The 24,199-nt window shown below is 66.4% G+C and carries 32 protein-coding genes and 1 tRNA gene; 27 read left to right on the forward strand and 6 right to left on the reverse strand.

The genetic code is table 11. The features are described 5' to 3' along the window. Positions 1–9: 9 nt before the first annotated feature. From V9K93_RS04035 to V9K93_RS04050, 4 genes are all read right to left on the reverse strand, one after another. Complete coding sequence (locus tag V9K93_RS04035) at positions 10–2,148, reverse strand: TonB-dependent receptor (RefSeq protein WP_337302112.1); 2,139 nt, start codon at positions 2,146–2,148, stop codon at positions 10–12. A gap of 119 nt (positions 2,149–2,267) precedes the next feature. Beyond that, positions 2,268–2,663: a DUF2946 family protein gene (locus tag V9K93_RS04040; protein WP_046982766.1), complete on the reverse strand. Its 396-nt coding sequence runs from the start codon at positions 2,661–2,663 to the stop codon at positions 2,268–2,270. Between the two features lie 216 nt (positions 2,664–2,879). Then, on the reverse strand, positions 2,880–3,134 hold the full coding sequence (locus tag V9K93_RS04045; RefSeq protein ID WP_046982767.1) for a hypothetical protein: 255 nt from the start codon (positions 3,132–3,134) through the stop codon (positions 2,880–2,882). Positions 3,135–3,145: 11 nt separating this feature from the next. Beyond that, on the reverse strand, positions 3,146–3,370 hold the full coding sequence (locus V9K93_RS04050) for a hypothetical protein (RefSeq protein WP_046982768.1): 225 nt from the start codon (positions 3,368–3,370) through the stop codon (positions 3,146–3,148). 490 nt (positions 3,371–3,860) lie between these two features. Here V9K93_RS04050 and V9K93_RS04055 point away from each other — a divergent pair, with 490 nt between their 5' ends. The 25 genes from V9K93_RS04055 (at position 3,861) to V9K93_RS04175 (ending at position 22,681) form a co-directional block, all read left to right on the forward strand. Next, a complete protein-coding gene (locus V9K93_RS04055; protein WP_136638916.1) occupies positions 3,861–6,197 on the forward strand; it encodes a VapE domain-containing protein in 2,337 nt (778 codons plus the stop codon). Further along, positions 6,197–6,472, forward strand: a complete 276-nt coding sequence (locus tag V9K93_RS04060) for a hypothetical protein (protein WP_136638917.1) — start codon at positions 6,197–6,199, stop codon at positions 6,470–6,472. The genes V9K93_RS04055 and V9K93_RS04060 overlap by 1 nt, the downstream gene beginning before the upstream one ends. 73 nt (positions 6,473–6,545) lie before the next feature. After that, on the forward strand, positions 6,546–6,773 hold the full coding sequence (locus V9K93_RS04065; RefSeq protein WP_046982771.1) for a hypothetical protein: 228 nt from the start codon (positions 6,546–6,548) through the stop codon (positions 6,771–6,773). Between the two features lie 42 nt (positions 6,774–6,815). Then, positions 6,816–7,454, forward strand: coding sequence for a deoxynucleotide monophosphate kinase family protein (locus V9K93_RS04070; RefSeq protein ID WP_046982772.1), 639 nt, complete (start codon positions 6,816–6,818; stop codon positions 7,452–7,454). A gap of 168 nt (positions 7,455–7,622) precedes the next feature. Next, positions 7,623–8,006, forward strand: a complete 384-nt coding sequence (locus V9K93_RS04075) for a hypothetical protein (protein WP_253078972.1) — start codon at positions 7,623–7,625, stop codon at positions 8,004–8,006. 92 nt (positions 8,007–8,098) lie between these two features. Further along, positions 8,099–8,266: a hypothetical protein gene (locus V9K93_RS04080; RefSeq protein ID WP_253078973.1), complete on the forward strand. Its 168-nt coding sequence runs from the start codon at positions 8,099–8,101 to the stop codon at positions 8,264–8,266. A gap of 96 nt (positions 8,267–8,362) precedes the next feature. Beyond that, positions 8,363–8,791, forward strand: coding sequence for a Mor transcription activator family protein (locus tag V9K93_RS04085; protein WP_136638918.1), 429 nt, complete (start codon positions 8,363–8,365; stop codon positions 8,789–8,791). Beyond that, positions 8,788–9,138 (forward strand): hypothetical protein, encoded by a 351-nt coding sequence (locus tag V9K93_RS04090; protein ID WP_046982774.1) that lies wholly within the window; start codon positions 8,788–8,790, stop codon positions 9,136–9,138. Before V9K93_RS04085 ends, V9K93_RS04090 begins: the two co-directional genes overlap by 4 nt. Continuing rightward, entirely contained in the window at positions 9,135–9,620 is a 486-nt protein-coding gene (locus tag V9K93_RS04095; RefSeq protein WP_046982775.1) for a glycoside hydrolase family 24 protein, read from the forward strand. The genes V9K93_RS04090 and V9K93_RS04095 overlap by 4 nt, the downstream gene beginning before the upstream one ends. Next, positions 9,620–9,991, forward strand: a complete 372-nt coding sequence (locus V9K93_RS04100; RefSeq protein ID WP_337302113.1) for a hypothetical protein — start codon at positions 9,620–9,622, stop codon at positions 9,989–9,991. The genes V9K93_RS04095 and V9K93_RS04100 overlap by 1 nt, the downstream gene beginning before the upstream one ends. Next, positions 9,930–10,238 (forward strand): hypothetical protein, encoded by a 309-nt coding sequence (locus V9K93_RS04105; RefSeq protein WP_337302114.1) that lies wholly within the window; start codon positions 9,930–9,932, stop codon positions 10,236–10,238. Before V9K93_RS04100 ends, V9K93_RS04105 begins: the two co-directional genes overlap by 62 nt. Positions 10,239–10,353: 115 nt before the next feature. Continuing rightward, positions 10,354–10,908, forward strand: coding sequence for a hypothetical protein (locus V9K93_RS04110; protein WP_253078978.1), 555 nt, complete (start codon positions 10,354–10,356; stop codon positions 10,906–10,908). Next, on the forward strand, positions 10,905–11,495 hold the full coding sequence (locus V9K93_RS04115; RefSeq protein WP_337302115.1) for a phage baseplate assembly protein V: 591 nt from the start codon (positions 10,905–10,907) through the stop codon (positions 11,493–11,495). Before V9K93_RS04110 ends, V9K93_RS04115 begins: the two co-directional genes overlap by 4 nt. A gap of 52 nt (positions 11,496–11,547) precedes the next feature. Beyond that, a complete protein-coding gene (locus V9K93_RS04120; RefSeq protein ID WP_046982780.1) occupies positions 11,548–11,886 on the forward strand; it encodes a GPW/gp25 family protein in 339 nt (112 codons plus the stop codon). Positions 11,887–11,888: 2 nt separating this feature from the next. Further along, a complete protein-coding gene (locus V9K93_RS04125) occupies positions 11,889–12,785 on the forward strand; it encodes a baseplate assembly protein (protein ID WP_046982781.1) in 897 nt (298 codons plus the stop codon). Beyond that, positions 12,778–14,079: a phage tail protein I gene (locus V9K93_RS04130; protein ID WP_337302116.1), complete on the forward strand. Its 1,302-nt coding sequence runs from the start codon at positions 12,778–12,780 to the stop codon at positions 14,077–14,079. The genes V9K93_RS04125 and V9K93_RS04130 overlap by 8 nt, the downstream gene beginning before the upstream one ends. 7 nt (positions 14,080–14,086) lie before the next feature. Further along, a complete protein-coding gene (locus tag V9K93_RS04135; protein WP_337302117.1) occupies positions 14,087–15,604 on the forward strand; it encodes a phage tail protein in 1,518 nt (505 codons plus the stop codon). A 4-nt stretch (positions 15,605–15,608) separates the two neighbouring features. After that, positions 15,609–16,193 (forward strand): hypothetical protein, encoded by a 585-nt coding sequence (locus V9K93_RS04140; protein WP_308517374.1) that lies wholly within the window; start codon positions 15,609–15,611, stop codon positions 16,191–16,193. A gap of 107 nt (positions 16,194–16,300) precedes the next feature. Beyond that, positions 16,301–17,500, forward strand: coding sequence for a phage tail sheath C-terminal domain-containing protein (locus V9K93_RS04145; protein ID WP_337302118.1), 1,200 nt, complete (start codon positions 16,301–16,303; stop codon positions 17,498–17,500). 2 nt (positions 17,501–17,502) lie between these two features. Then, complete coding sequence (locus tag V9K93_RS04150) at positions 17,503–18,006, forward strand: phage major tail tube protein (protein ID WP_046982786.1); 504 nt, start codon at positions 17,503–17,505, stop codon at positions 18,004–18,006. A gap of 80 nt (positions 18,007–18,086) precedes the next feature. Beyond that, complete coding sequence (locus V9K93_RS04155) at positions 18,087–18,377, forward strand: phage tail assembly protein (RefSeq protein ID WP_106467222.1); 291 nt, start codon at positions 18,087–18,089, stop codon at positions 18,375–18,377. A gap of 120 nt (positions 18,378–18,497) precedes the next feature. Continuing rightward, positions 18,498–20,948: a phage tail tape measure protein gene (locus V9K93_RS04160; protein WP_046982788.1), complete on the forward strand. Its 2,451-nt coding sequence runs from the start codon at positions 18,498–18,500 to the stop codon at positions 20,946–20,948. A gap of 2 nt (positions 20,949–20,950) precedes the next feature. Next, positions 20,951–21,418, forward strand: coding sequence for a phage tail protein (locus V9K93_RS04165; protein WP_337302119.1), 468 nt, complete (start codon positions 20,951–20,953; stop codon positions 21,416–21,418). Next, positions 21,402–21,617 carry a tail protein X gene (locus tag V9K93_RS04170; RefSeq protein ID WP_337302120.1) on the forward strand — a complete coding sequence of 72 codons (216 nt, stop codon included), beginning with the start codon at positions 21,402–21,404 and terminating at the stop codon, positions 21,615–21,617. The genes V9K93_RS04165 and V9K93_RS04170 overlap by 17 nt, the downstream gene beginning before the upstream one ends. Continuing rightward, on the forward strand, positions 21,608–22,681 hold the full coding sequence (locus tag V9K93_RS04175; RefSeq protein ID WP_136638928.1) for a phage late control D family protein: 1,074 nt from the start codon (positions 21,608–21,610) through the stop codon (positions 22,679–22,681). The genes V9K93_RS04170 and V9K93_RS04175 overlap by 10 nt, the downstream gene beginning before the upstream one ends. Positions 22,682–22,710: 29 nt before the next feature. Here V9K93_RS04175 and V9K93_RS04180 read toward each other — a convergent pair whose 3' ends face one another. Continuing rightward, positions 22,711–23,091 (reverse strand): tautomerase family protein, encoded by a 381-nt coding sequence (locus V9K93_RS04180; RefSeq protein WP_253078983.1) that lies wholly within the window; start codon positions 23,089–23,091, stop codon positions 22,711–22,713. 166 nt (positions 23,092–23,257) lie between these two features. Between V9K93_RS04180 and V9K93_RS04185 the strand changes: the two genes are divergently transcribed. Together V9K93_RS04185 and V9K93_RS04190 are read left to right on the forward strand one after the other, a co-directional pair. Further along, a complete protein-coding gene (locus tag V9K93_RS04185; protein ID WP_169050344.1) occupies positions 23,258–23,416 on the forward strand; it encodes a hypothetical protein in 159 nt (52 codons plus the stop codon). Positions 23,417–23,468: 52 nt separating this feature from the next. Continuing rightward, positions 23,469–24,032 carry a hypothetical protein gene (locus V9K93_RS04190; RefSeq protein WP_046982793.1) on the forward strand — a complete coding sequence of 188 codons (564 nt, stop codon included), beginning with the start codon at positions 23,469–23,471 and terminating at the stop codon, positions 24,030–24,032. 84 nt (positions 24,033–24,116) lie between these two features. Here V9K93_RS04190 and V9K93_RS04195 read toward each other — a convergent pair. Further along, positions 24,117–24,191 (reverse strand) — tRNA-Val (locus V9K93_RS04195). Positions 24,192–24,199: the final 8 nt, after the last annotated feature.

Below are 24,199 nucleotides of genomic sequence, written 5' to 3' on the forward strand. Positions count from 1 at the left end.
TGCGCGTCCTCAGAAGCGATGATCGACGGTGAACTCGACGCGGCGATCCGCGCCCAGCAGCCACTGTGTACTGGTGTAGTACGCGGTGGCGTAGTACGCCTTGTCGAACACGTTGAACATGCGAGCGGTCAGCCGCGTGCGCGGTGCTGCCTGCCAGGCCAGCGCCAGGTCGGTGGTGCTGTAGCCGGGCAATTCCAGCGTGTTGGCATTGTCGGCGTAGCGCTTGCCGACATAACGCACGCCAGCGGCTGCGCTCCAGTCCGGCAGGAACTGCCAGCTCAGCCATGCGTTCGCCAGCCGCTCGGCCACGTTCGGCGGCACGTTGCCATCACGCGACACCAGTATCGCCGGCGAGCCTGTGGTTTCCAGGAAGTCCTCGAACTCGGCCTTCAACACCGTGGCATTGGCATCGAGCGACCACTTCGGCGCGAAGTTCCAGTTCAACGACGCCTCGATGCCCCGGGAAGTCTGTGCTCCCACCTGCACCCGGCGATCCGGCACCAGCGGGTCGCGGCTGAGCAGGCCAGTCTTGCGGATGCGATACGCGGCCAGCGTCCACTCCCCGCCCTCGAAGGCCTGCTTCAGGCCGACCTCGATCTGCCGCCCCTTGGCCAGGTCGAATGCTCCGTTGGCCGGGCTGATCATCAGCAGGCCGCTGACCGGATCCGCCGCCTGCGAGTACTGCGCATACAGGCTCAGCGTCGGCCGAAGCGCGAATACCGTACCTGCACGCCAGCCGGTGCTGCTGTAGGTCTTCGAAAACGCGTTCTGGCCGCTGATCAGATCAGTACGATCGATACGTGCACGGTCGTGGCGCAGCCCACCCAGCACCGACCAGCGCTCGCTCAGCGCCAACCGGTCTTCCACGAACAGCGCGAACTGCTCGACACTGTTGCGGTAGCGCGGCAGGTTCGGCGCATCGCTGGCGAACTGGCCCGGCACCGGATCGAACGGATCGACCGGGCCCGAGCTGCCGGCATAGGTGTTGTTGGTGTGCTTGAAGTGCGCGCGGTTGGTGTCCAGGCCCACCGCGAAGCTGTTCTGCAGGCCACCCGCCGTTCCCTGCACGCGCAGCGTGGAGGTCAGCCCGGTCTGGTCCTGGTTGTGAGTGATCTCGGTATTGCCCGATCGATCGATCAAGCCAGTGGCGCGGTTGTAGACATAGGCCTCGGCATTGCGCCAATCGCGCTGGCTGTCGATCTGGTAGAGGCGCGTGCGCCATTCCACATTCGCGTTCGGCGTCCACAGCGCATCGAGCTGGGTCCAGCGATCGCGGTAGCGGATGTCGCTGTCTTCCACGTTGTAGTTGCGGTGGCGCAGCGCCTCCAGCTGTCGCCCCTCGACCAGCGGCGTGCCGAAGTAGCGCATCGGTTTCTGGTAACCCTGCGCGTGGGTAAGGGTCAGCTGCAGGTCCTGGCGCGCCTGCCACAGCAATGCACCGGAGAAAGTGGCATCGCTGTTGCGGCCGCGGTCGACCCAGCCACCGCCGTAGTTCCCGCTCACATCCAGCCGGTAGGCCAGCTCCGGGGTCAGCGCGCCACCGCTGCCGAAGCCCAGGCGCGCGGTGTCTTCGCTGCCCATGGTCACGCTGATCTCGTTCTCGATGGCACCGCGCGAAGGCTTCTTCGGCACGATGTTGATCACGCCGCCAATCGCCCCATCGCCATGGATCACCGAAGCCGGTCCACGCAGCACTTCGATGCGCTCGATCGACCAGGTGTCGAACGGGAAGGTGATGCCCACGCCGCCGTACTGGCGTAGCCCGTCATACAACCGCATCACCGAGGCGCCGTCGGTGAAGCCACGGCTGGACAGTGCACTCAGGCCGTTGCCGGGGTGCGGCATGGCACTGATCGCGCCGGCGCGGCTGATCGCCTCGCTGAGGTTGCTGTCACCACGTTGCTCCAGTTGATCGCGCGAAACGATGGTCAGGCTGGCCGGCGTCTGCAGCACGCTCAGGCCCAGCGCAGAGCCGGCGCTGGCGGCAGAAGACAGTTCACCGCTGCGGGTGTCGACCACGCGCACCGTATCCAACGTGGTGGGGGGAGCCGTGTCGGCGGCAAGCAGGGGAGCGGTGTGCAGCAGCAACGCGCACAGGACAGGCAACGCCGCCCTGCGCAGGCGCACGGAGTTGGGGCTCGTTTTCATTTGTTCACGGCATGCAGGGCCGCCCGGTCGGCCGGGCAGCAGAAAGAAATGTGCACGCGGTAGCGCCGGGCCATGCCCGGCGACTTCAATCGAATCGAATGAATGACCGCGTGTTCGGCTCAGACAGCCGCAGCCACCGGCGGTCCCCGTGCACCCAACGTTCCTGCAATCCGCTGCGGCAACGTCCGCACCGCACCACGCAGCGCGCGGCACACCGGTGCCATCGGCGCCAACAGCAACAGCGCTGCCACCAGCAGGGTGATCAGCCGGCCGGCGATCAGGCAGTAATCGCAGTCCACGCCCATCTCGTGATCAGCATGTGGATCGACACGTGCCTTTGGCGCGGCCTCACCGTGCTGCATTGCCGTCGCGTGATGGTCGTGGTGCCCTTCCATCGCCTGCTGCGCATGCTCTGCGTGCATCGCGTGATTCATGGCTGCCACCGGTGCGGTGGCCGCAACGTGACCACTCGCCAGCCAGCGGCTCACCAGCGGGGCGAGCAGCACCAGCAGCATGGCAAGCCATGCCAGGGCCTGGAACCGGCGGTGGAAAGCAGAACGTCGCACGCCGCCATTCTACGGGGCTGCAGCCAACCTTGGACCACGTTCAGGGTTGCTCCGCAGGTGGTGCGACGTTATGACGCAGCCTCGCTCGCGAGGCGCACTGATCACCCCGGAGGGGACGGAAGGGCGCCCAGCCTGGCCGGCCCCTTCCGCCCCCGATCGGCAACGCTAGAACCGCACCGGCTGCTGCACTGCGCGCTCCAGGAACATGACACCCGCCTGCAGGCTGTTGCGGGCGTTCTCCAACCAGCGCTCCGGGTCGGCCATCGCGAATCGCTCCTGTGCATCCACGTCCCCCGCATCCGCCAGATCGGCCAGCTGCAGATGGATGTGGTTCTCAACCAGGCTCACCAGCATGGCGAGCTCGGCCGACAATCCGGCGATGCGTTCGGTGAAGCCAGCGTCGTTGCTGTTCAGAGACATGTCCCCTGTTCCTATGCGTTGCGGTGTTGATGGATGGCTTCGAAACGCTCGGCACAGGCAGGCCCACAGAACAGCCTGGCCGGATCGTTGTCGAAGTCTTCGCTGCAGTCCGGGTTGTGGCATTCCCCAATGGGCGTGAGAGGGGCAACGCTGCTGGCCCGCGTTGCGTGCTGGGCCAATGCGCGTTGCAGGTGGCGCGCTTCCAGTTCCTGCGCTTCGTCGATGGTGTCCGTCATGCCAGTCGTATTTTATCGAGGGGTGGTCGCACCGAATGAGAACGCTGCGGCGGCAATGCACGACGCGCGTGTTTCATCGGATCGGTGTGCTTCGGCGAGGTCGGTTTCAGGCATGCAGGCTCCTTGTGCATGGGCGCCCGGACAGGGCGATTGAGAGAGGAAAAGCGGCCGTGCGGAACGGCCACGCCATCATCGGAAAACCGGTTCTCGCCAACTGCGACGGAACACGCTGATGAAGGCGATCTGCGATCGCCATCGCATCTCCCACGCGAGCTTCCACACCCCGCAAGCAATTGGGGATGAAAGGTAATGGAAGGGATTGCAAAAGGCGAAGTGATCCGACACCATGAGCGCCTCAGCACATCCCACCACCTACTGACCACCTCGCGTCGGGCAGCCGCCGCATGGCCTGCGCACGGCAGGCAACGCACAGCACCCTGCCGCCACGGATCGCTGTGAATCGAACCATGTTTCAAGGGGACTCCGCCCAATGCACACACCGCACCCAGCACAGAACGTCGTTCCCGCGTTCCTGCAGGCCATGCATGCACACGGCATCGTGCCGGACGCACGCGGACGCGATGCACTCAATGCCGACGGCACGCTGGTGCGCTTCCACGTGGAGGGCGACCGCCGCGGCACCCGCAACGGCTGGGCCGTGCTGTTCGGTGACAACGTCCCGGCCGGTGAGTTCGGCAGCTGGCGTACCGGAACCCGCCATGCCTGGTGCGCGAAATCACCGACCATGCTGAGCGCAGCCGAACAGCGCGCGATCCGCCAGCGCCAGGAACGGGCCCGCGCCGAGCGCGAACAGCAGCAGCGCGAGCGCGAGGATGCGGCGGCCAAGGCCGCCAACGTTCTGTGGAACCGCGCCGTGCCCGCCGATGGCAGCCATCCCTATCTCGTGCGCAAGGGCATCCAGGCGCATGGCCTGCGCGTGGCAGCATGGCCGGTACGCAACAGCGACGGGCTGGTGTTCCGTCACATCGACAACGCGTTGCTGGTGCCGGTGATGAACACAGCGGGCCGGATCGTCTCGCTGCAGGCGATCTTTCCTCGCGTGGATCCCGCACTCGCACGCGACAAGGACTTCCTGCCGGGCGGCCGCAAGCAAGGCTGCTTCCACGTCATCGGCAAGCCACAGCCGGGGCACCCCATCGCCATCGCCGAGGGTTATGCCACCGCAGAATCGATCCGCCAGGCCACCGGCTGGTGCGTGGTGGTCGCCTGGGACGCGGGCAACCTTGCATCGGTGGCCCGCGCTTGGCGCAATGCCGTGCCCGACGCCACCTTCGTACTCTGCGCCGACAACGACCAATGGACCCGGCAGCCACTGGACAACCCCGGCGTCACCCAGGCCACCCATGCTGCGGCGGAGATCGACGCACGCGTGGTGTGGCCGGAGTTCGCCATTATGCATGGCGCTGATGACCGCCCCACCGATTTCAACGACCTGCATCTGCGCGAAGGCCTGGAGGTACTACGCGCCCAGCTGCTGCCCCTGCCAGCGACGGCACCGGAGGTATGCCCGGCAGAGAACGAACCGCAGCGGGCGCACGCCGCGCGCTACCTGGTGCCCGGCAATCTGTCCGCATTCGACACCTTTACTCCGTTCCCGGACATCAGCGCGCGTGGCCGTCCGCTGCCGACCGCGCGCAACCTGGCCGAACTGTGCCGGCGTACCGGGGTGACCGTGCGCTACAACGTCATCCGCAAGGACCTGGAGATCCTGGTACCGGGCCTGCAGGCCACGGTGGACAATGCCAAGGAGGTCGCCGCCGGCGAAGTGATGGACTGCATGCACCGTGCCGGCATGGCAACGGCCAGTTTCGAGACCAACCTGTGCCAGGTGGCCGAGGCAAATCCCTACAACCCGGTCGCCAGCTGGATTACTTCGCAGCCATGGGATGGCCAGTCACGCCTGCAGGACTTCTTCGATACCGTGCAGGAGGCCCAACCGACCCGCATGGCCGATGGCCGCATCCTGAAAGAGGTGTTGATGCGGCGCTGGTTGATTTCCGGTGTGGCCGCGGCGTTCGAACCGGACGGCGTGGTCGCCCGTGGGGTACTTACTTTCGTGTCGAAACAGAACCTGGGCAAGACACGCTGGGCGCGGCAGCTGGCACCCGCCGGGCTGCAGCTGATCGCCGACGGCGTGGTGCTTGATCCGGCCAACAAGGACAGCGTCAAGCAGGTCATCTCCAAGTGGATCGTCGAACTGGGTGAGGTCGACGCGACCTTCCGCCGCACCGACATCGCCGCGTTGAAGTCGTTCATCTCGCGCAGCCACGATGAGATCCGCCGCCCCTATGCGCGCACGGAATCGCGCTATGCGCGGCGTACCATCCTGTTCGCCAGTGTCAACGATGAGCGCTTCCTGCGTGATGCCACCGGCAACACCCGCTGGTGGACCGTACATGCCGTGGCACTGGGCGAACCGGCGCGGATCGACATGCAGCAGGTCTGGGCCGAGGCCCACGCGCTGTACTGCGACGGTGAGACCTGGCACCTGTCCAGCCAGGAACTGGATGCGCTCAATGCCACCAACAGCGAGCACGAACCGATCTCGCCGATCGCCGAGCTGATCGACCGCCACTTCGACTGGTCCCTCCCCGCCGAGCACTGGAGCGCACAGTACCGCGCCACCGAGATCGTCATCGCCGTAGGCATCGACAAGCCGAACCGCCGCGAGGTCAACGAGGCCGCCGCCTACGTGGTCAAGCGTCATGGCGTGCATACCAAAGTGGTGGGCAAGGAGCGCGCCAAGGTCTGGCTGATGCCGCTACGGAAGCTCACCCTCGCCGAACACGCGGCGGGCCCGTTCTGATGCCACGCACCCACGATGGTCGCGAGGCCGGCACCGACACCACGGACTGGCGACTCGCCTGCGAAGCACGCCGCCTGCTGCAGCTTGGGGGCTACCGCTGCATTGATGCCTGTGGCCGCTGGAGGATGGTCAGCCCGCGCCGGCATCGTCAGCAGTATCTGGAACGTGTGCAGGCAATCCGTGGCCATGCCGAGCGCGACCGTCTTGCGGCGTTGGCACTGCGGATATGGGCCTCCGCCCATCCGGACAATGCACACAAGGATACAAGTAGATGAAAGGTGTTGACTAAAGTTATCCCGGCGGGCAAGATGCATGCACCGGCTACGCCACCTTCCAGGAGCACACGCCATGCCTCGCGCCCACCTGCATGCCTTCGAAGGCGAACAGCTGACCGTGCAGCAGATCCATCAACGCGTTCCCATCCTGTCCGAGCGCACCATCCGCGACCATCTGGCCGCCGGCCGTCGCACCCGCTCCGCCATGCTGTGCTTCGACCCGATCGCCGCTGCCGCACGTGGCGGACGCATCACCCAACGCATGCTTCGCGCCCGCAGCGTGGCCAGCCGCGATTCCTGATCGCCGCCGCGCCTGTCGCATCCTCCCAGGAGTAGATACCGCATGATCCCCACCTCGCTCGACAACGGTCACCGCATGATCGCCGCCACGCTGGCCGCATTCCGCGCCGGCCCCGCACTCGGCCGCGTGCCGCTGCGCAGCGCATCACTGGCGCGGCCACCGCTCTATATCGGTATTGCAGGCGGCAAGCGTGCCGGCAAGGACACCCTTGCCAATGGCCTCGCCTCGGCGTTGGCCCTGCCGTGCGACAGCTTCGCCGCACCGCTGCGGCAGTTCGTCGCCTCCATCCTCGGCCTGTCCCTGCGCGAACTGGACAGCCGCAAGGAGGATGCCATCGACTGGCTGGCCGACCTCACGCCTCGCCACATGATGCAGAGTGCCGGCACTGAATGGGGGCGCGATCGCGTCCACCCGGAGCTGTGGGTGCGCTCGCTGTTCTCGCGCCTGCCGGAAGGTGGCCTGGTTCCCGATGTCCGTTTCGCCAACGAGGCCCGCGCGATTCGTCGCCGCGGGGGTGTCGTGATCCGCGTCGTCCGCCCCGGCCAGCACAGCAGCGACCTGCACGCCAGTGAACAACCACTACCGGACGAACTGATCGACATCGAGGTATGCAACGACCGTACGCCAGCCGACCTGGTACGCAATACGCTGGACCAGCTGATGCGCCACGGGTGGATCTGAACGCATGGCGCAGATGCCTGCATGATGAAGCGCGCAGCGCTTCCTGATCCCGGCCTGATGCCGGCCTGTGGCCCATCATCGGCGAAAATGCGGTAAGGTCGTCCCCCAACACCGACGGCACCTGCCGTCACCCTGCATCCCCAACCGCTTTAGAAAAGAGGAAATGTCATGGAGGTCGAACAGTTCACGTCGACGCGCCAGAAGGCCATCGAATTGTTCAAGTCGCAGCCCAAGGGTGGCAAGGACATCGTGAGCCTGGATGCGATCTTCATTTCGCTGTGCTCGCTGGCCAATGCCCAAACCGGGACCGGCAACGCCCTGCAGCCGCGTACCGCCGCCCGTCCGGGCAGCCAGCAGCCGCCTGCGCCATGGTTCACCGAAACCCTGGCTGCTCTCAAGGGCAAGGGCGAGTCGATCACCGTTGCACGCTTCCTGATGTTCGCCAACCGCTTCCCGGTCAAGCGCATGGACCAGGTCAACGCGGCGCGCTGGCTGCGCGATGCCGGCTACATACCGCGCAAGACCGGCGGCAACCTGGTGTTCGATCTTTGATCCAGCCTGACCTGCAGTCCTGAAGCCCCGGCATCGTCCGGGGCTATTTCGTTTCAGGGGTCACGCACCATGAGGATGGGCCGTCCTGCGTCATGCTCACCCTGTACCTGCCGCCTGCCCTTGCCCTGCCGTTGTTTTCTCGCGGTGAGGACAAGGAGTACTGCAAAGCGGCAGAAGTCCGGACACAGCGGGACAACCTGAAAAAGCGCTTCAGAGACCTGCACCTGGAGGCACTCACCGATCCTCACCGCCGGCCCTGAACGCCTTCAGCACGTCGCGCTGAAAGTAGATGAAAGGTGTTGACGAAGGCCTCGGGATGGCAACAGTGGATATCCATGCCACTGAACAGTCTTCCCATGAACGCCTTGCCCGACAGCATCCAGACCCTGGCCGAGGTCATCGGCGAATCCGCAGCCCTCACGCTTGTGCGTGCGTGGCCGCCGACCACCTCCAGTACCACCGGACGCCATCGCGTCATCGTCTACGTCCCCTCCAGCCTGCCCGACCAGCACCGGCTGATCGACATCCTTGGCCTTGAGGTCGCGCAGCGACTGGTTGCTCACTTCGGTGGCGAGCTGCTGTTCCTGGCATCGTGCTTCGCCGCCAGTGCACATGAGCGCCGCGAGCAGATCGCACGCGCGGTGGCCAGCGGCACGCCCCGCGAGCATGTCGCGCGCGAGTTCGGCGTCTCGCAGACCACCATCAAGCGCGCGCTGCGCGGCGCCCGTTCCACGCCGCCACCACCGGTCCACCCGGCCCTGCTCAAGGGGTACGCACGCGCATGAACGAGAGCGACCTGCTGGCCGGTGTGCCGGACTGGGCCAAGTACCTGGGCGGTACCTCCGGCGTGGTGATCGCGGTATCGCTGTGGCTTCGACAATGGCTGTCCTCGGCCAAGGTCGACCGTACCGCCGACGAGGCCACCAGCAACACCCTGCGCACCCTGCAGGAGCAGCTGGCGGCCGAGCGCACGCGTGCCGATGAGCTGATGCACGAACGCGAAGCGATGGCCCAGGAGATCGGCCAGCTGCGCGGTGAAGTCAGCGCCCTGCGTGCCCAGGTCACCCAGCAGAGCGTGCAGATAGCTGCGCTGCTGGACCTGGTGCGCAAGCAGCCGGGAGCCGCCGCATGACCGCCGCTGCAGCCAGCGCCCTCGGCGGCACCAACGTCGCCGCGTTCCTGGACATGCTGGCCGTGTCCGAAGGCACCGATATTCCGCGCCAGCGTTCGCGTGACCGTGGCTACGACGTGATCGTCGGTGGCCAGCTGCTCAGCGACTACCGCGATCATCCGCGCGTGCTGGTATCGCTGCCGCGTTACGGCATCAAGTCCAGTGCGGCCGGCCGCTACCAGTTCCTGCGCAGTACCTGGGACGACCTGCGCGCTCGCCTGGCCCTGCCCGATTTCGGGCCGGTGTCCCAGGACCGTGCTGCGGTGGCCCTGCTCAAGCAATGCGGTGCCTACGAACTGGTCCGCCTCGGCCGCTTCGACGCCGCCGTCAGCGCGGCACGGGGGATCTGGGCCTCGCTGCCGGGCGCCGGATATGGGCAGAAGGAGCATGCGCTGGAGACGCTGCGCGCGGCCTATAGCGCCGCCGGTGGGAGCCTTTCTTGATGCCGATCCTGCTCCGGATGCGCATCGCCCTGCTTGCACTGGTCGCCAGCCATGTGGTCTGCGCCTGGCTGGGCTGGACACTGCGCGACCGCAGTGCCGACCGCGCCGTCGCCATGGCGCAGGCGGCGCAGCAGGCCCTGCGCGCCGGCATCGCCCAGGCCGCCCACCAGCAGGACCAGGCCAACGCACGTGCCGGAGCACAGGCCGAATCACAGCACGTCGCCGCACAGGCCGCGCGCAGCCAGCAGTTCAACGCACTGCAACAGGACATCGAGACCCATGCCAAAACCCCTCGCCGTGATCGCGGCAATGCTGACGCTGAGTTCGTGCGCATCTGGCGCGAAGCCAACGCCGGCGCCTCTCAGCATTGATCTGCACATCGCGCCAGCCCAGCTGCGCGCGCCGCGAGCCCTGCCGGACCTGCAGGCCACGGACGACGATGCGCTGCTGCGCAACCACGTCGCCGTGGCGCGGTACTACCACGAACTGGCTGACCAGCTGCGCGCCCTGCTGTGCAGCCTCGGCAGCCAGCAGGGCTTCACCCTCAATGGCGCGCCACTGGTGAAACCAGCCGGATGTACCGCCGGTGACACCACAGGCGCGCACGGCCCGTACTGAGCCGGCTAAGGCCACGCCTGCAATGCCGCCCCCCCCGGGTGATGGCAACACTACATGCAGACAGCGCGCGTTGCCCCCGATCGCGCGCGTCCTCCCATTCAACGTACGAGCTGACATGGCGAACGACTCCCAACCTTCCACTCTCGACGCGCTGCATGCCGCTATCGAAGCCGCGATCCGCGCGCGCTTTCCGGGCTTCGCAACCGTCGATTTCTATCGCGACGCGAGCGCCGAAGGGCCGGTCACGCCGGCCTGCCTGCTGGCACTGACCCGCTGTGATCGCGGCAAGGACAACGACGACGGCAGCGGTCAGCTGCAGGCCGTGCTGCGTTTCGAAGCGCGCATCGTCGTGGCTTCCGCCAATGCAGGCGCAGCGCTGCAGCTGCGTAACGCCGCTGTTGGCCTGGCGAGCTGGCTGCATCAGCTCGGCCGATTCCCAGGCGCACCCAGTGGGGCGATCGAGGTGATCGCCGCGCTGCCCGAGGATCCCGCAACGGCACAGCCCGGGCTTCGCACCTGGGTGGTCGAGTGGTCGTTGCCGGTCGCCCTGGGCAGCAACAGCTGGGAAGAAACCGGTGGCGTGGTGCCGCAGGCCTTCTACAGCTTCGTGCCGGAGATCGGTAGCGATCACCAGGCCCGCTACCAGTCCATCGAGGGAGCGGCACCATGAGCGCCGAACACGCCAGGCTGATCGCCAACCTGTTGATGATCGGCGTCGTGCGCGAGCTGGATGAGGCCAATGGCCGCGTGCGCATTGATGCCGACGGCATGCTCACCGACTGGATTCCCTGGCTGGAACGGCGTGCCGGGCCCGGCGTGCGCAGCTGGTGTGCACCGGAGCCGGGAGAGCAGGTGGTGCTGGCCTGCCCCTACGGCGATCCAGGCCAGGCGCTGGTGCTGGGCAGCCTGTACCAGGATCGTTTCCCGGCGCCGGCCGATTCGCGCCTGCGGCAGCGCACTGAATTCGCCGACGGCAGCTTTGTCGAGTACGACCAGGAAACCACCACGCTGACCGTCCACGCCGGCAGTGGCAACGTCATTGTCCACTGCAGCAATGCGCAGGTGATGGCCACGCAATCGGTGCTGCTCGATACGCCGTCGATCAAGGCCACCGGCGACCTCGAGGTTGCCGGCACGATCACCGCTGGCAAGGACATCAGCACCCCGGCGGAGATCAGGGCCGGCGCCATCGGCCTCAAGGCCCATACGCACACCGCGCAGGGACCGACTGCACCGACCACGCCCGCGCAGCCCTGAACGGCCACGCGTGCAATGCCCTGAAAACCCGCACTCCACGACGATAGAGGCCATGCGAGGAATCGACGCCAACACCGGCAAACCACTGGATGGGCTGGCCCATCTGCATCAATCCGTGCGTGACGTTCTCACCACGCCCCTGGGCTCCCGCGTACTGCGTCGCGAGTATGGCTCGCGCGTATTCGAACTGATCGATGCGCCGACCAACCGCTCGCTGCGCATGGACCTGATCGCGGCCACCGTCGACGCACTCGCGCGATGGGAACCGCGGCTCCACGTCGAGAACGTCGACGTCTCCCTCCCCGCCCCCGGCGTGATGATCCTGGCAGTGACCGGAATCCATCTGCCCGACGGCGAGGCCATCACCATCGAAGGAATCGAGGTTCGCTAACCGTGGCATCCGGCTCGTTCACCAGTGTCAATCTCTCCCAGCTGCCCGCACCGGCGGTCATCGAAGTGCTCGATTTCGAGACGTTGTTCGATGAATCACTGACCGCGCTGCAGGCGTTGGATCCCACCTTCGATGCGCTGCTGCCGTCGGACCCGGCCTTCAAGATCCTGGAGGTCTGCACCTACCTGCGCCTGCTCGACCGCCAGCGCGTCAACGATGCGGCGCGCGGCGTGATGCTGGCCTACGCGGTCGGCAGTGACCTGGACCAGCTGGCTGCGATCTTCGGCATCGGCCGCCAGATGCTGGACCCTGGCAAGCCGCAGGAGGGCATCCCGCCGCGTTACGAGAACGATGAGGATTTCCGTCGCCGCATCCAGCTGGGTCCGGAAGGCTTCAGTGTGGCCGGACCGGAAGGCGCCTACATCTTCCACGCGTTGAGCGCGGACCCGCGCGTGCTTGATGCCAGCGCGACCAGCTCCTCGCCCGGCGAGGTGGTGGTATCGGTGCTGTCGCGCGAAGCCGATGGCACTGCCACCCAGGGCCTGCTCGACGCGGTCGAAGCCAAGCTGGGCGCAGCCGATGTGCGTCCGCTGACCGACCACGTGCTGGTGCGTACCGCTGCCATCGTCAACTACATGGTCAGTGCCACGCTCTACACCTTCGCAGGTCCGGATTCGCAGGTCGTGCTGGCGGAAGCGCGCACGCGGCTGGACCGCTACATCGCCGAATCGCACCGTCTCGGTCGCGACGTCACCCGCTCGGGCCTGTTCGCCGCATTGCATGCTGAGGGCGTGCAGCGCGTGGAGATTGCCAGCCCGGCAGCCGACGTGGTGGTGGACCGTACCCAGGCCACCTACTGCACCGCCGTGACCCTGACCCATGGCGGCAACGATGAGTGATACCACCACGCGACTGGTCAATGCGCGCCTGCGCGGCGCGGTCGATGGGCACAACCTGCAGTTCCGCCATCCCGGTGGCTCGCTGGCCACCCTGCAATCGGTGTACCGCACCGACTGGCAAGGTCGGATTAAGTTGTCGGATACGCTGCGGCGCAACCTGCAGCGGTTCTCGGGTGCCTTCAGTCACACCTGGTGGAAAGGCTTCCACGTCAAGCCGGCGAACCTGTCGTTCTATCATCCCGCTCCAGATGGCAGCCCCACTGCCTGGTCCTTCCCCGTTTCCGACGCGACCGGGGGTCCGGAACAGAACTTCGCCGGCCTGGTGGACGAGGACAGCAGCGTGTTTCCCAATGGTGCCGTGCGCACCATCAGCGTCTGGCTGCGTGCAACCGAGCCATGCGTCATCGACTTCGGCATGCGCACGACCGGCCCAGGCAGGACACGTCTGCGGGTGGGCACCGAGTGGAAGCGCTACAGCTACACCTATGCCGCAACCGCGGATGACGCACCACGGGGCGTGAGCATCGTGCTGGATCGACGGGCAACCGGGAACACCGACCTGAAGCCGGACAGCCGCATCCATCTGTGGGGCGTGCAAGTGGAGGAAGGTCGTGAGGCAACCAGCTACATCCGCACCATGCCAGTGCCGGTGGGTGTGACTGATTACAGCGTCACCAACAACGTGATCACACTCAGCCAGCTGCCCGTGCCCGGCGCGATCATCGACGGCGATGCACTGGTCAGGGTACCGACCACAGCCAACCTGTTGCCGCCCAACGCCACCCAGGCGGAGCGGGCGCTGGCACGTGCTGCGGTGACTCGTCCCCTGCCGGTGGACATCACCGCACTCTGGGATGCCGATCGCTGCCCCGCCGCGCTGCTGCCGTGGCTGGCCTGGGCGCTGTCCGTCGACGAATGGAAGGCCTACTGGCCGGAGGCAGTGAAGCGTGCACGCGTTCGCGCCGCGATCGCGATCCAGCGCCGCAAAGGCACCTGGGGCAGCGTGCGCGACGTGGTCGCCGCCTTCGGTGGCTCGATCCTGATCCGCGAATGGTGGGAGATGCAGCCGCCCGGCGCGCCACACACCTTCGAAGCGGTGATGACCATCGCCAACCAGGGCGGCGAGACCGCCACCGCCAAGTTCGTAGACGACGTGATCGGCGAGATCACCCGCACCAAGCCGGTGCGTTCGCACTTCACCTTCACCCAGGGCATGCAGGCCAGCACCGGTATCGGTGCGCTTGCCGGCGCCCATGGCACCACCTTCCGCCGCATCCAACTGATCGGAGAGTAAACCCCGCATGCGCTTGAAAATCACCGAAGCCGGCTTCGCCAAGCTGGTCAATCCACCCAATACCGGCACCAGCGCCGTACTGATCACCGAGATCGGCCTGACTTCCACCGCGTTCACGCCGTCGGCCGGGCAGACCACGCTGCCCGGCGAGATCAAGCGCGTCTCGACCTTCGGCGGCAAGGCCGTGGGCGATGACACGTTGCACGTGACCATCCGCGACGACAGCGCAACGGCCTACAGCCTGCGGGGCTTCGGCCTGTACCTGGGCGACGGCACGCTGTTCGCAACCTTCGGCCAGGCCGATCCGATCATGGAGAAGACCGCGGCCTCGATGCTGCTGCTCTCTACCGACATCCGCTTCAGCGAAGTGGATACCGCGCTGATCGAGTTCGGCAATGCCGAATTCATCTACCCGCCCTCCACCACCGAGGTACAGGGCGTGGTCGAGCTGGCCACCTCCACCGAAACCGAGGACGGTGCCGATGCACAACGCGCTGTCACCCCGCGTGGCCTGCGCGCTTTCATCGACAAGCGCTTCGGCGCCAGCGCACCGACCCAGTTCGTGCGCACGCTGTTGTCGATCGCCACCGATGCCGCGTTCCGTTCCGCTCTGGGCCTGAAATCGGCGGCGCTGAAGGACGAGGGAGCCGACAAGGGCCTGGACGCCGACCTGCTTGATGGCCGGCACGGCACCCACTACCTGGACTGGCGCAACATGACCGGCGTGCCATCCAGCGTGCACGTACCCGGCCAGGTGATCCTGTTCGCCGGTGCCACCGCGCCCAGCGGCATGCTGCTGTGCAACGGTACCGCCGTGCTGCGTGCCAGCTATCCGGCACTGTTTGCCGCCATCGGTACCCGCTACGGCGCTGGTGATGGTGCCACCACCTTCAACCTGCCGGCAATGCAGGAAGGTACGGTGGTCACCCACACGCTGAACCCGGACGCGGTCGGCAGCTTCACCCAGGGTGAGGTGATCCGCCACGCCCACAGTGCAAGCACGGCAGCAGCGGGCAACCACAGCCATGCCATTTCGGTAGGTGGAGGTGGTGCGCATTCCCATGGCGCCAGCGCCAGCGCCGTCGGTGACCACGCGCACGGCGCATGGACCGATTCGCAGGGTCACCATGGGCATACCGGTGGCACCTCGTGGGTGGGTGATCACCAGCATCTCACCGCATTCGCCGAATCCGGCACCACCTATCCGTGGGGCGCCGACTACAACAATCACGCCGGTTCGCGCGGCAACCTGGACTACGACAACCCCTGGCCGTACACCAGCCCGGCCGGTGGCCACGCGCACAGTTTCACCACCGACGGTGCAGGCGCGCACGGCCACAACATCGGCATGAACGGCGCCGGCGCCCACTCGCACACCATCTCCATCGCCCAGGTCGGTGACCACGGCCATGCCGCTTCGGCCGCCGACGCCGGTTCACACACCCACACCATCGTGGTGGAGAACGCCGGTGGCGACCGCAACCTGCCGGCCGGCCTGCGGATGATCTATTGCATCGCGTACTGAGGACATGAGCTTGCCTACCGAACCGCGCTTCGCGCACTCCTACGATCCCGACACCCGCGCCTACATGGGCAAGGTCCGCCTGCAGCCATCGCCCGATGGTGCATGGAACCTGCCCGACTTCACCGTGGATGTCGCCCCCCGCCAACCTGCAGGCGAGTACCAGGCATTGCGCCTGGCCGACGACGGCACACGCTGGGAAATGGTGGCCGATTTCCGCAACTGCATGCTGTGGGACACGCGCACGGCGATGGCGGTGCCCAATCGCCTCGTGCTCGGCCAGCCATTGCCCCAGGACGTGACCCTTTCGGAACCGTTCAAGCTGGATGGCACCACTGCGCAGTACAACGCCTGGAACGCCAGCCGCCGCGAATGGGCCCTGCTGCCGGATTACAGCACGCGGCCGCTGTGGAACAAGCGTGATGCGAGTTTCGCCACCGCCGTACCCCGCGGCGTTGCACTGCCTTCCACGGTCACCGACCTTGCACCGCCCCGCGACCGCAGCTACCCGGTCACCTTCGACGAAGCCAGCACGGCGTGGGTGATGGTGGTTGCACCCGAACCCGAAGTGGCCCCGCTGCCGCAACCGTGATGCTGGGCCACGGCTGCAATTAATCCAGCCGCGGCCAGATACGAACATGTACCCATGCGGCGCAGATCGCGACCGCAGCACCCACCCAACCAAGGAAAAAACAACGCATGGCCGAATTTCTGCATGGCGTGCAGGTCGTCAACATCGATGGTGGTTCCCGCTCGATCGCTGTTGCCTCGACCAGCGTCATCGGCATCGTGGGCACCGCGCCCCGCGCCGACAAGAACGCCTTCCCGTACAACGCCCCGGTCCTGGTGACCTCGCGTTCGCAGGCCGCAAAGCTGCTCGCAAACGCGGCTACCGAAGTCGATGAAGGTACCCTTCCGGGCCAGCTCGACGCCATCTTCGACCAGTCCAACGCCGTCGTCGTCGTCATCCGCGTCGAGAAGGGCGCCACCGAGAACGACACCCTGGCCAACGTGCTGGGCGGCGTGAACGCGCAGACCGGTGCCTACACCGGCGTACACGCGCTGCTGGCTGCCAAGTCGGTGGTCGGCATCAAGCCGCGCATCCTGGCGGTACCGGGCTTCACCCATACCCACGAAAAGCGCGACACGGAGCTGCTGGCCAACCCGGTCGTGGCCGAACTGCTGGGCATCGCCGACAAGCTGCGCGCGGTGATCATCAAGGACGGCCCGAACAGCAACGACGACGCGGCCAAGAGCACCACCACCCTGACCGGCTCCAAGCGTGTCTACGTGGTCGACCCGGCACTGCTGGTGCAGTCCGGTGATGCCATCGTCACCCGCTACGCCTCCGGTGCCGTGGCCGGCGCCATCGCCCGCAGCGACAACGAACGTGGCTGGTGGGCATCGCCGTCGAACCTGGAGCTCAACGGTGTGGTCGGTACCGCACGTGCGATCGACTTCGGGCTGTCCGATGCGAGCAGCCGCGCCAACCTGCTGAACCAGTCGAACGTGGCGACCATCATCCGCGAAGGTGGCTTCCGCCTGTGGGGCAACCGCACCGCCAGCATCGACGCCAAGTGGCAGTTCCTGTGCGTGGTGCGCACTGCCGACATCATCGCCGACAGCCTCGAGGCCGCCCATCTGTGGGCCGTCGACCGCGGCATCAGCAAGACCTACGTCGACGACGTGCGCGAAGGCGTCAATGCCTTCCTGCGCGGCCTGAAGACCCAGGGCGCGATCCTCGGCGGCAACTGCTGGATCGACCCGGAACTGAACGCAGCGGACAGCGTGGCCCAGGGCCGCTTCTACTGGGACTTCGATTTCACTCCGACTTACCCGGGTGAGCAGCTGACCTTCCGCATGCACATGAACAACAACTACGTCTCGGAGATCTTCTAAGCATGGCGCGCAAGATCCGCAAGAACTTCAACTTCTACGTCGACGGCAAGGGTTATGCCGGCAGCGTGATGTCCTTCACCGCTCCCAAGCTGACGCTGAAGACCGAGGACTTCCAGGCCGGCGGCATGCTCGCACCGACCGAAATCGTCCTCGGCCACGAAAAGCTGACTGCCGAAGTGACCTTCGCCTCCGATGACGCGGAGATCATGTCCAAGTTCCACGTCATCGAAAGCAAGGAGTACGGCTTCACCGCCCGCGAGGCGCTGGAAGCCGACGACGGTACGGTCTCCCAGGTCGTGCACAACATGCGCGGCAAGGTGAAGTCGCTGGACCGCGGCGAGACCAAGGTCGGCGAGAAGGGCACGGTCAAGGTCGGCCTGGCGCTGAGCTACTACAAGCTGACCCATGGCGCGCAGGTGGTGCAGGAGATCGACGTGACCAACATGATCGCCCGCCAGGGCGGCGTGGACGCACTGGCCGGCATCCGCGGTGCACTGGGCATCTGAGCCCAGCCCGCACTGAAGTACACGGGGGCGCATCGCGCCCCCGCATCCACCGCACTCCATCGATACCCAGGAACACATCCATGTCCAGCAAGACCAAGACCACCGCCGACACCGTCATCGAGCGCGACGGCTATGCCGAAATCACCCTCTCCCGCCCGCGCCAGGTCAATGGCATGGACACCGCAGTGCTGCGCATGCGCGAGCCGACCGTGGAAGACATGGAGCGCTACCAGGACGACAAGGGCACCGATGCCCAGCGCGAAGTGCGGATGATCGCCAACCTGTGCGAGATCGCACCCGACGACGTGCGCAGGATGCCGCTGCGCGACTACGCCCGCCTGCAGGCCGGTGTCGCGCTTTTTACCACCTGACCCTGCCGCAGATCAGGCAGGGAGCGCTCGCCCTGGCCGGGCATACCGGCTGGGGCCTGGGCGAGATCATGACGCTGCGGGTGTCGAAGTTCATCTGGTGGATACAGGGATTGCCGGTACATGGCGAGTAACGTTCAAACGACAACGATCACGATCGGCGGCTCGGTCTCCAAGTCGCTGCAGGACGCGCTGTCCTTCAGCAGGGATGGCCTGAAGCGCCTTGGCGATGAAGCGGACAAGCTCGAGCGCAAGCTCAATGTCATGGGCAGGTCGAGCAGCCAGTTCGCCCGCATGCGCATTGAAGCCGATGCGCTGCGAGCGTCGCAGGAAGCACTGCAGCGCATCGAAGACAAGCGCACGGCGAATCTCGAGAAGCGCGAGAAACTCGGATCGGCGTTCGGCGATGCACGTGGCATGCTCGGCAATGCCATCACCACGCTGGCCAAGCCGGTGGAGAACGCCGCCGGCTTCGTGCGCGAGAACCAGGCCATCGGCAATGCCGCCAACCTGACCCGCGCCCAGGTCAAGGCACTGGGCGAGACCATCCTGGCCGAGTCCGGGCGCACCTATCAGGGCGCCGGCGAGCTGCAGCGCGCGATCGGCCAGCTGGTCGGCGCCGGCATCGACGCGCAGGCCGCACAGGCCAGCCTCGGTGCGATCGGCCGCACCACCACCGCCACCGGCGAAAGCATCGACGATGTCACCCTTGCTGCGTCCGGCCTGCAGCAGGCGTTGAAGATCGATCCCAGCGGGCTGCAATCGGCGTTGGACGTACTGGTCGTGGCGGGCAAGGATGGCGGTGTCGGCCTGAAGGACATGGCGGGCGCCCTGCCGGTGCTGGGCAGCGCGTTCCAGTCACTGCAGATGCATGGCAATGCGGCCGCAGCCACCATGGGCGCGGCGCTGGATGTCGCCCGCCAGGGTGCCGGTGGCGCCGACGAAGCCGCCGGCAACATGCAGCGCTTCATGGCCAGCATCCTCTCGCCGGACCTGCAGGCCAAGGCCAAGAAGGGCTTCAAGCTGGACCTGCGCAGGATCATCAATGAGGCGCAGAGCACCGGCGGCAATCCGTTCGATGCAGCGATGCAGGGCATCATCCAGGCCACCTCGGGTGACCAGGCGAAGATCGGCAAGCTGTTCGGCGATGCGCAGGCGCAGAACTTCGTGCGCCCGATGATCCAGAACTGGGACGAATACACCCGCATCCGCGACAAGGCCCTCTACGCATCGGCAGGCACCACCGATGCCGGTTTCGCGGCAAAGATCCAGAGCGATCCGGAAAAGATCGAAGGCGCGAAGATCGCCGTCGACAATCTGTCCAAGGCCTTCGGCAGCGCGCTGCTGCCGGCGGTGGGCGAAGCAGCGGTGAAGCTGACCGAGCTGTTGAACGGGGTGACCTCGTTCGTGCAGGAAAACCCGAAGCTGATTGCCAACACCACCCAGGTAGTGGTCGGCATGATGGGCATGCGCACCGCCGTGCTCGGCGTGCGCTATGCCTGGACCTTCCTGCAGGGCCCGATCCTGGCAGTGCAGAAGGCGTTCGAACTGTTCCGCGGCGGCAGCCTGCTGGCCCAGCTGGGGCAGTTCGGACCGACCGCCATGCGCCTGGCGTCCGGCTTCCGCGTGGTGGCCACCGCCGTGGGTGCCATCGGCGGTGGGCCGATCACGCTGGCCATCGCCGCCATCACCGCCGGCGCGTTGCTGGTACGCAAGTACTGGGAACCCATCAAGGCCTTCCTCGGTGGCGTCTGGGACGGTCTCAGTGGCGCGGGCACTGCCGCCATGGGCGAACTGATGCGCGCCGTCGAACCGCTGCGCCCGGCATGGGAAGTCATGAGCGGGTTGATCGGGCAGGCCTGGGATTGGCTGTCGAAGATGCTGGAGCCGGCGCAGTACACCGGCAACGAGCTTTCGCGTGTGGCCGAGATCGGCTCGCTGGTGGGTGAGGCCCTGCTGGCCAACTTCCGCATGGTCATCCAGGTCATCGGGGGCGTGGTGCAGACCGTTGTCTGGCTGGGCGAAACGCTGGGCATCGCTGCCGGCTGGATCACCGTCACGCTCGGCGGTGCCTGGGACGCGATCATGGCGTCGGCAGGCGCGGCCATCGACTGGATCATGGGCAAGCTGCAGCCGTTGCTGGATGGCATCAGCTGGGTGGCAGGCAAAGTAGGCGGTGGCCTGGGCTTCCTCAAGGACAAGGCCGTCGAAGGCGCCGGTATCGCCCTTGACCGCGCAAACGTGGGCAAGGCGGCCTATGGCGCGATGGCAGCCAACGGCGGCGGCGGCATTGGTGACATGGCGCGTGTCGCGTACGCGGTCGGCACCAACGACGGCGATGGCCTCAAGCGGCGCATGGCAGACCTCGGCAGCGCGCAGCAGGGGCGACAGGCACCGTCGATGCCCTCGGGCACTCCACGCATGCCCACCACCGTGCAGCAGCAACAGACCAACAACATCACCATCCACCAGCAACCGGGGGAATCCAGCGAGGCACTGGCGCGGCGTACCGCCAATGCATTGCAGCACCAGCAGGCCGTACAGGCCCGCGCCACCCTCGGAGACAGGAACTAAGCATGAAGCGCGAGTTCGCAACCGCAACCCTCGACAAGCTGCTGTCCGGTTTCCAGGGCAACGATTCAGGCAACGCGCCCGTGCTGCTGATGCTGGGCGGCTTCAAGTTCAGCCTCAACACTGCGGTGTTCCAGGAGATCCAGCAATCCAACGAGTTCCGTTGGCAGGCACAGGAACGCGTCGGCCAGCTGGCCGCGTTGCAGTACACCGGTCCGGGCCAGGCCACCATGACACTGCCCGGCGTGCTGAACCACGAGTTCCGTGGCAAGGGCAACCAGATGTCGGAGCTGCGCAGGCTGGCCGCACAGGGCAAGCCACAGCGGCTGCTGACCGGCCGTGGTGGCAACCTCGGCCTGTGGGTGATCGACAAGATCGAAGCCACCAGCAAGCACTTCACGCCCGATGGCGACATCCGCCAGCAGACCTTCACCCTCTCCCTGCGGAAGCACAGCCATGGCACGAACGTATAACACCCGCGACGGCGACGTCGTCGACCGCATCGCCTACGTGCTCTACGGCGAGCAATCACCGGCCATCCTGCGCGCGGTGTTCGATGCCAACCCCGGCCTGGCCGCACGCGGCGCGGTACTGCCTGCAGGCGTGGTGATCACCCTGCCGGATGTACAGCGTCCAGCCAATGAACGCTCGGGAGTATCGCTGTGGGATTGAACGTCGAACCGGCCTTCCGTGTGGTGGCCAACAGCGAAGACATCACCGACAAGATCATGTCGCGTTTCAAGTCGCTGCGCATCACGGACGAAACCGGCAACACCGCCGACACGCTGGAGCTGCAGCTGGCTGACCACGATCCGTCCGATCCGATCCAGCTGCCTCCCGTGGGTGCCGAGCTGGAGGCCTTCATCGGCTATGACGGCGAGGTGCGGCGCATGGGCCTGTACATCTGCGATGAAGTGGAAATCTCCGGCTATCCAGGCAGCATGACCCTGCGCGCACGCGCGGCGCCCTTCGAGGCCAGCAAGGGTGGCAAGAACGATCTGCAGACGCAGAAGACGCGCACCTGGAAAAAGGGCACGACGATCGGCGGCATGGTGCAGCGCATGGCGGGCGAGCACGGACTGAGCGCAGCAGTGAGTGAATCGCTGGCGTCGATCGTGCTGCCGCTCACCGTGCAGTCGCAGGAGTCGGACATGAACCTGCTGCTGCGGCTGGGCAAACAGCATGACGCCATCGCCAAGCCGGGCGGCGGACGCCTGATGTTCGTCACCCGCGGCGAATCCACCACGGCCAGTGGCGAGCGCATTCCCGACGTCACCCTTACCCCCGCCGATGGCAGTGCCTACAAGGTCACCATCGCCTCACGCGAGAAGGCCGGGACCACCATCGCCTATTACCGCGATGTACGCGGCGCAAACCGCCAGGAGGTGAAGGTGGGCAGCGGTGAACCGATCGTGCGCCTGCGCATGGCCTACGCCGACCGCGCGACCGCCGAAGCAGCAGCCCGCGCCAAGCAACGCGAACAGGCGCGGCAGACGCGCAAGCTGAGCTACACCCTGCCCGGCCGCCAGACGTTGATGGCCGAAGCCACGGTGGTGATGCAGGGCTTCCGCGACGGCGTGGATGGGCGGTGGCTGGTCAAGCATGCCGAGCACAGCATCGGCAGCGAGGGTTACGTCACCAGCATCCAATGCGAACAGCCCAACAGTGCCGACGCAGTGAAAGCGGCCAGCAGCGCCGCAGCGACCGAGGACGAGCAGGTGGGCAGCGAGGTGTAGATCCACGCCATGCGTGGATGCTCTCCGCATCAAGTCACATACTGCGCCTGCCCATTGCCGAACGACCAGTTCTCTTTCTTCACTTCCACCAGGTTGATGAACACGTCCTCGCGGCGGATGCCCACCGCCGCGTGCAGGCCATCGGCGATGCCGGCGTACAGCGCCTTCTTCTGCTCCAGCGTACGTCCTTCGTTCCAGGTGATCTGGATGCAGATGAAGTCGTTGGTGCGGTCCACGCCCAGGTAACCCGGGTCGTAGATCAGCGTGCCGGGCTCGTGTTCCTGGAAGATCTGGAAGCGATCGTTTTCCGGCACGCCCACCGCGCGCATGGCCTGGTAGATGGTTTCGCCGACGCGTTGCAGGTAGTCGGCGGATTTACCTTTGCGAAGATCGATGCGGGCGAGCGGCATGGGGGCACTCCAGGGCGGATGGGCACGGCAATGGGCTGAGACTACGCCTGCCCGGGGCGGCGGGACAGCGCAGGGATGGAACCCTCTGCCTTCATCCGCGACACATTCCCGCCGGCGTGCGCCGGGTGACGGAGTTGCCATGGCGGCGCCGCTCTGGAGTCGTCATATGCACGGTCGGAGTGGGCGGCTGCAGGCCGCCGACCGCGCGCGTAACGAAGGCGGCCCGGACGAACAGTTGGGCGCCTTCCATACCGACGGGCTGATCGTGGCCGCAGGACAACTGGTGCGCCAGGCACATCACTGCCTCTCCGCCGGCGATGCCTGACCGGCTCGGGTGTGCGCCCGCTACAATCGCGCTGGAAACGCAGGAGGCCGCAATGGACGCCGAACACCTGGAGTACTTCAAGGCCGCACTGGAAGGTCGCGCAAGCGTGGGCTGGAACGTCTGGTTCGCCGCCAACCAGCAGGCGCTGGCACAACAGCTGAGCCGCCCTGCTCTGCTGCGCTTGAAGTTCGGCAAACTGGATGAAGCCGAACGCCTGCTCGCCGCGGCCGGCATCGTGCCCCGCAGTACGGCGGGCAAACGCTACGAGATGTACTGCGCGCAGTTCTCAGCGGACGTGGTGGACGCGAACGGTCGCCCGCTGCCGGCCATCTGGCGCGCGGCGCACGGCGGTGCCATCGGCCTGCTTGCCGATGGGGAGCGTGAGGCCGGCCAGGCCAAGCTGCTCGCGGAGTTCCGCCGCGTCCGCAAGCGCGGGCTGCAACAGGCCCACGAATGGTTGGCCGATCTGTGCTTTGAAGGCGAGATGGAACTGACCAGCGGCAATGCCGAGGTGGGCCGTAGTCTGCTGGCGGTGGTGGCGCGCGCTGGCAGCGGCCACGACCTGCTGGATGCAACGGCGATGATCGCGCGCGAGCTGCTGGAGGATCCCGGCTGAAACGGCGATCGCTTCGGCGGGCACTACGGAATCACAGGCAACAAAAAAGCCCCCATTGCTGGAGGCTTCTTTCGTTCTGCAACATGGTGGGCGGTACAGGGATCGAACCTGTGACCCTTGCCGTGTGAAGGCAATGCTCTACCGCTGAGCTAACCGCCCGGTGTTGC

It is taken from the genome of Stenotrophomonas sp. CCNWLW162 (assembly GCF_037203745.1).
In the GTDB taxonomy this organism is placed as follows: domain Bacteria; phylum Pseudomonadota; class Gammaproteobacteria; order Xanthomonadales; family Xanthomonadaceae; genus Stenotrophomonas; species Stenotrophomonas maltophilia_AQ.

What these genes read in the sequence shown, in the direction of transcription:
- V9K93_RS04035 (WP_337302112.1), bottom strand. Translation starts at nt 2,148, where the DNA reads ATGAAAACGAGCCCCAACTCCGTGCGCCTGCGCAGGGCGGCGTTGCCT.
- V9K93_RS04040 (WP_046982766.1), bottom strand. Translation starts at nt 2,663, where the DNA reads ATGCTGCTGGTGCTGCTCGCCCCGCTGGTGAGCCGCTGGCTGGCGAGT.
- V9K93_RS04045 (WP_046982767.1), bottom strand. Translation starts at nt 3,134, where the DNA reads ATGTCTCTGAACAGCAACGACGCTGGCTTCACCGAACGCATCGCCGGA.
- V9K93_RS04050 (WP_046982768.1), bottom strand. Translation starts at nt 3,370, where the DNA reads ATGACGGACACCATCGACGAAGCGCAGGAACTGGAAGCGCGCCACCTG.
- V9K93_RS04055 (WP_136638916.1), top strand. Translation starts at nt 3,861, where the DNA reads ATGCACACACCGCACCCAGCACAGAACGTCGTTCCCGCGTTCCTGCAG.
- V9K93_RS04060 (WP_136638917.1), top strand. Translation starts at nt 6,197, where the DNA reads ATGCCACGCACCCACGATGGTCGCGAGGCCGGCACCGACACCACGGAC.
- V9K93_RS04065 (WP_046982771.1), top strand. Translation starts at nt 6,546, where the DNA reads ATGCCTCGCGCCCACCTGCATGCCTTCGAAGGCGAACAGCTGACCGTG.
- V9K93_RS04070 (WP_046982772.1), top strand. Translation starts at nt 6,816, where the DNA reads ATGATCCCCACCTCGCTCGACAACGGTCACCGCATGATCGCCGCCACG.
- V9K93_RS04075 (WP_253078972.1), top strand. Translation starts at nt 7,623, where the DNA reads ATGGAGGTCGAACAGTTCACGTCGACGCGCCAGAAGGCCATCGAATTG.
- V9K93_RS04080 (WP_253078973.1), top strand. Translation starts at nt 8,099, where the DNA reads ATGCTCACCCTGTACCTGCCGCCTGCCCTTGCCCTGCCGTTGTTTTCT.
- V9K93_RS04085 (WP_136638918.1), top strand. Translation starts at nt 8,363, where the DNA reads ATGAACGCCTTGCCCGACAGCATCCAGACCCTGGCCGAGGTCATCGGC.
- V9K93_RS04090 (WP_046982774.1), top strand. Translation starts at nt 8,788, where the DNA reads ATGAACGAGAGCGACCTGCTGGCCGGTGTGCCGGACTGGGCCAAGTAC.
- V9K93_RS04095 (WP_046982775.1), top strand. Translation starts at nt 9,135, where the DNA reads ATGACCGCCGCTGCAGCCAGCGCCCTCGGCGGCACCAACGTCGCCGCG.
- V9K93_RS04100 (WP_337302113.1), top strand. Translation starts at nt 9,620, where the DNA reads ATGCCGATCCTGCTCCGGATGCGCATCGCCCTGCTTGCACTGGTCGCC.
- V9K93_RS04105 (WP_337302114.1), top strand. Translation starts at nt 9,930, where the DNA reads ATGCTGACGCTGAGTTCGTGCGCATCTGGCGCGAAGCCAACGCCGGCG.
- V9K93_RS04110 (WP_253078978.1), top strand. Translation starts at nt 10,354, where the DNA reads ATGGCGAACGACTCCCAACCTTCCACTCTCGACGCGCTGCATGCCGCT.
- V9K93_RS04115 (WP_337302115.1), top strand. Translation starts at nt 10,905, where the DNA reads ATGAGCGCCGAACACGCCAGGCTGATCGCCAACCTGTTGATGATCGGC.
- V9K93_RS04120 (WP_046982780.1), top strand. Translation starts at nt 11,548, where the DNA reads ATGCGAGGAATCGACGCCAACACCGGCAAACCACTGGATGGGCTGGCC.
- V9K93_RS04130 (WP_337302116.1), top strand. Translation starts at nt 12,778, where the DNA reads ATGAGTGATACCACCACGCGACTGGTCAATGCGCGCCTGCGCGGCGCG.
- V9K93_RS04135 (WP_337302117.1), top strand. Translation starts at nt 14,087, where the DNA reads ATGCGCTTGAAAATCACCGAAGCCGGCTTCGCCAAGCTGGTCAATCCA.
- V9K93_RS04140 (WP_308517374.1), top strand. Translation starts at nt 15,609, where the DNA reads ATGAGCTTGCCTACCGAACCGCGCTTCGCGCACTCCTACGATCCCGAC.
- V9K93_RS04145 (WP_337302118.1), top strand. Translation starts at nt 16,301, where the DNA reads ATGGCCGAATTTCTGCATGGCGTGCAGGTCGTCAACATCGATGGTGGT.
- V9K93_RS04150 (WP_046982786.1), top strand. Translation starts at nt 17,503, where the DNA reads ATGGCGCGCAAGATCCGCAAGAACTTCAACTTCTACGTCGACGGCAAG.
- V9K93_RS04155 (WP_106467222.1), top strand. Translation starts at nt 18,087, where the DNA reads ATGTCCAGCAAGACCAAGACCACCGCCGACACCGTCATCGAGCGCGAC.
- V9K93_RS04160 (WP_046982788.1), top strand. Translation starts at nt 18,498, where the DNA reads ATGGCGAGTAACGTTCAAACGACAACGATCACGATCGGCGGCTCGGTC.
- V9K93_RS04165 (WP_337302119.1), top strand. Translation starts at nt 20,951, where the DNA reads ATGAAGCGCGAGTTCGCAACCGCAACCCTCGACAAGCTGCTGTCCGGT.
- V9K93_RS04170 (WP_337302120.1), top strand. Translation starts at nt 21,402, where the DNA reads ATGGCACGAACGTATAACACCCGCGACGGCGACGTCGTCGACCGCATC.
- V9K93_RS04180 (WP_253078983.1), bottom strand. Translation starts at nt 23,091, where the DNA reads ATGCCGCTCGCCCGCATCGATCTTCGCAAAGGTAAATCCGCCGACTAC.
- V9K93_RS04185 (WP_169050344.1), top strand. Translation starts at nt 23,258, where the DNA reads ATGCACGGTCGGAGTGGGCGGCTGCAGGCCGCCGACCGCGCGCGTAAC.
- V9K93_RS04190 (WP_046982793.1), top strand. Translation starts at nt 23,469, where the DNA reads ATGGACGCCGAACACCTGGAGTACTTCAAGGCCGCACTGGAAGGTCGC.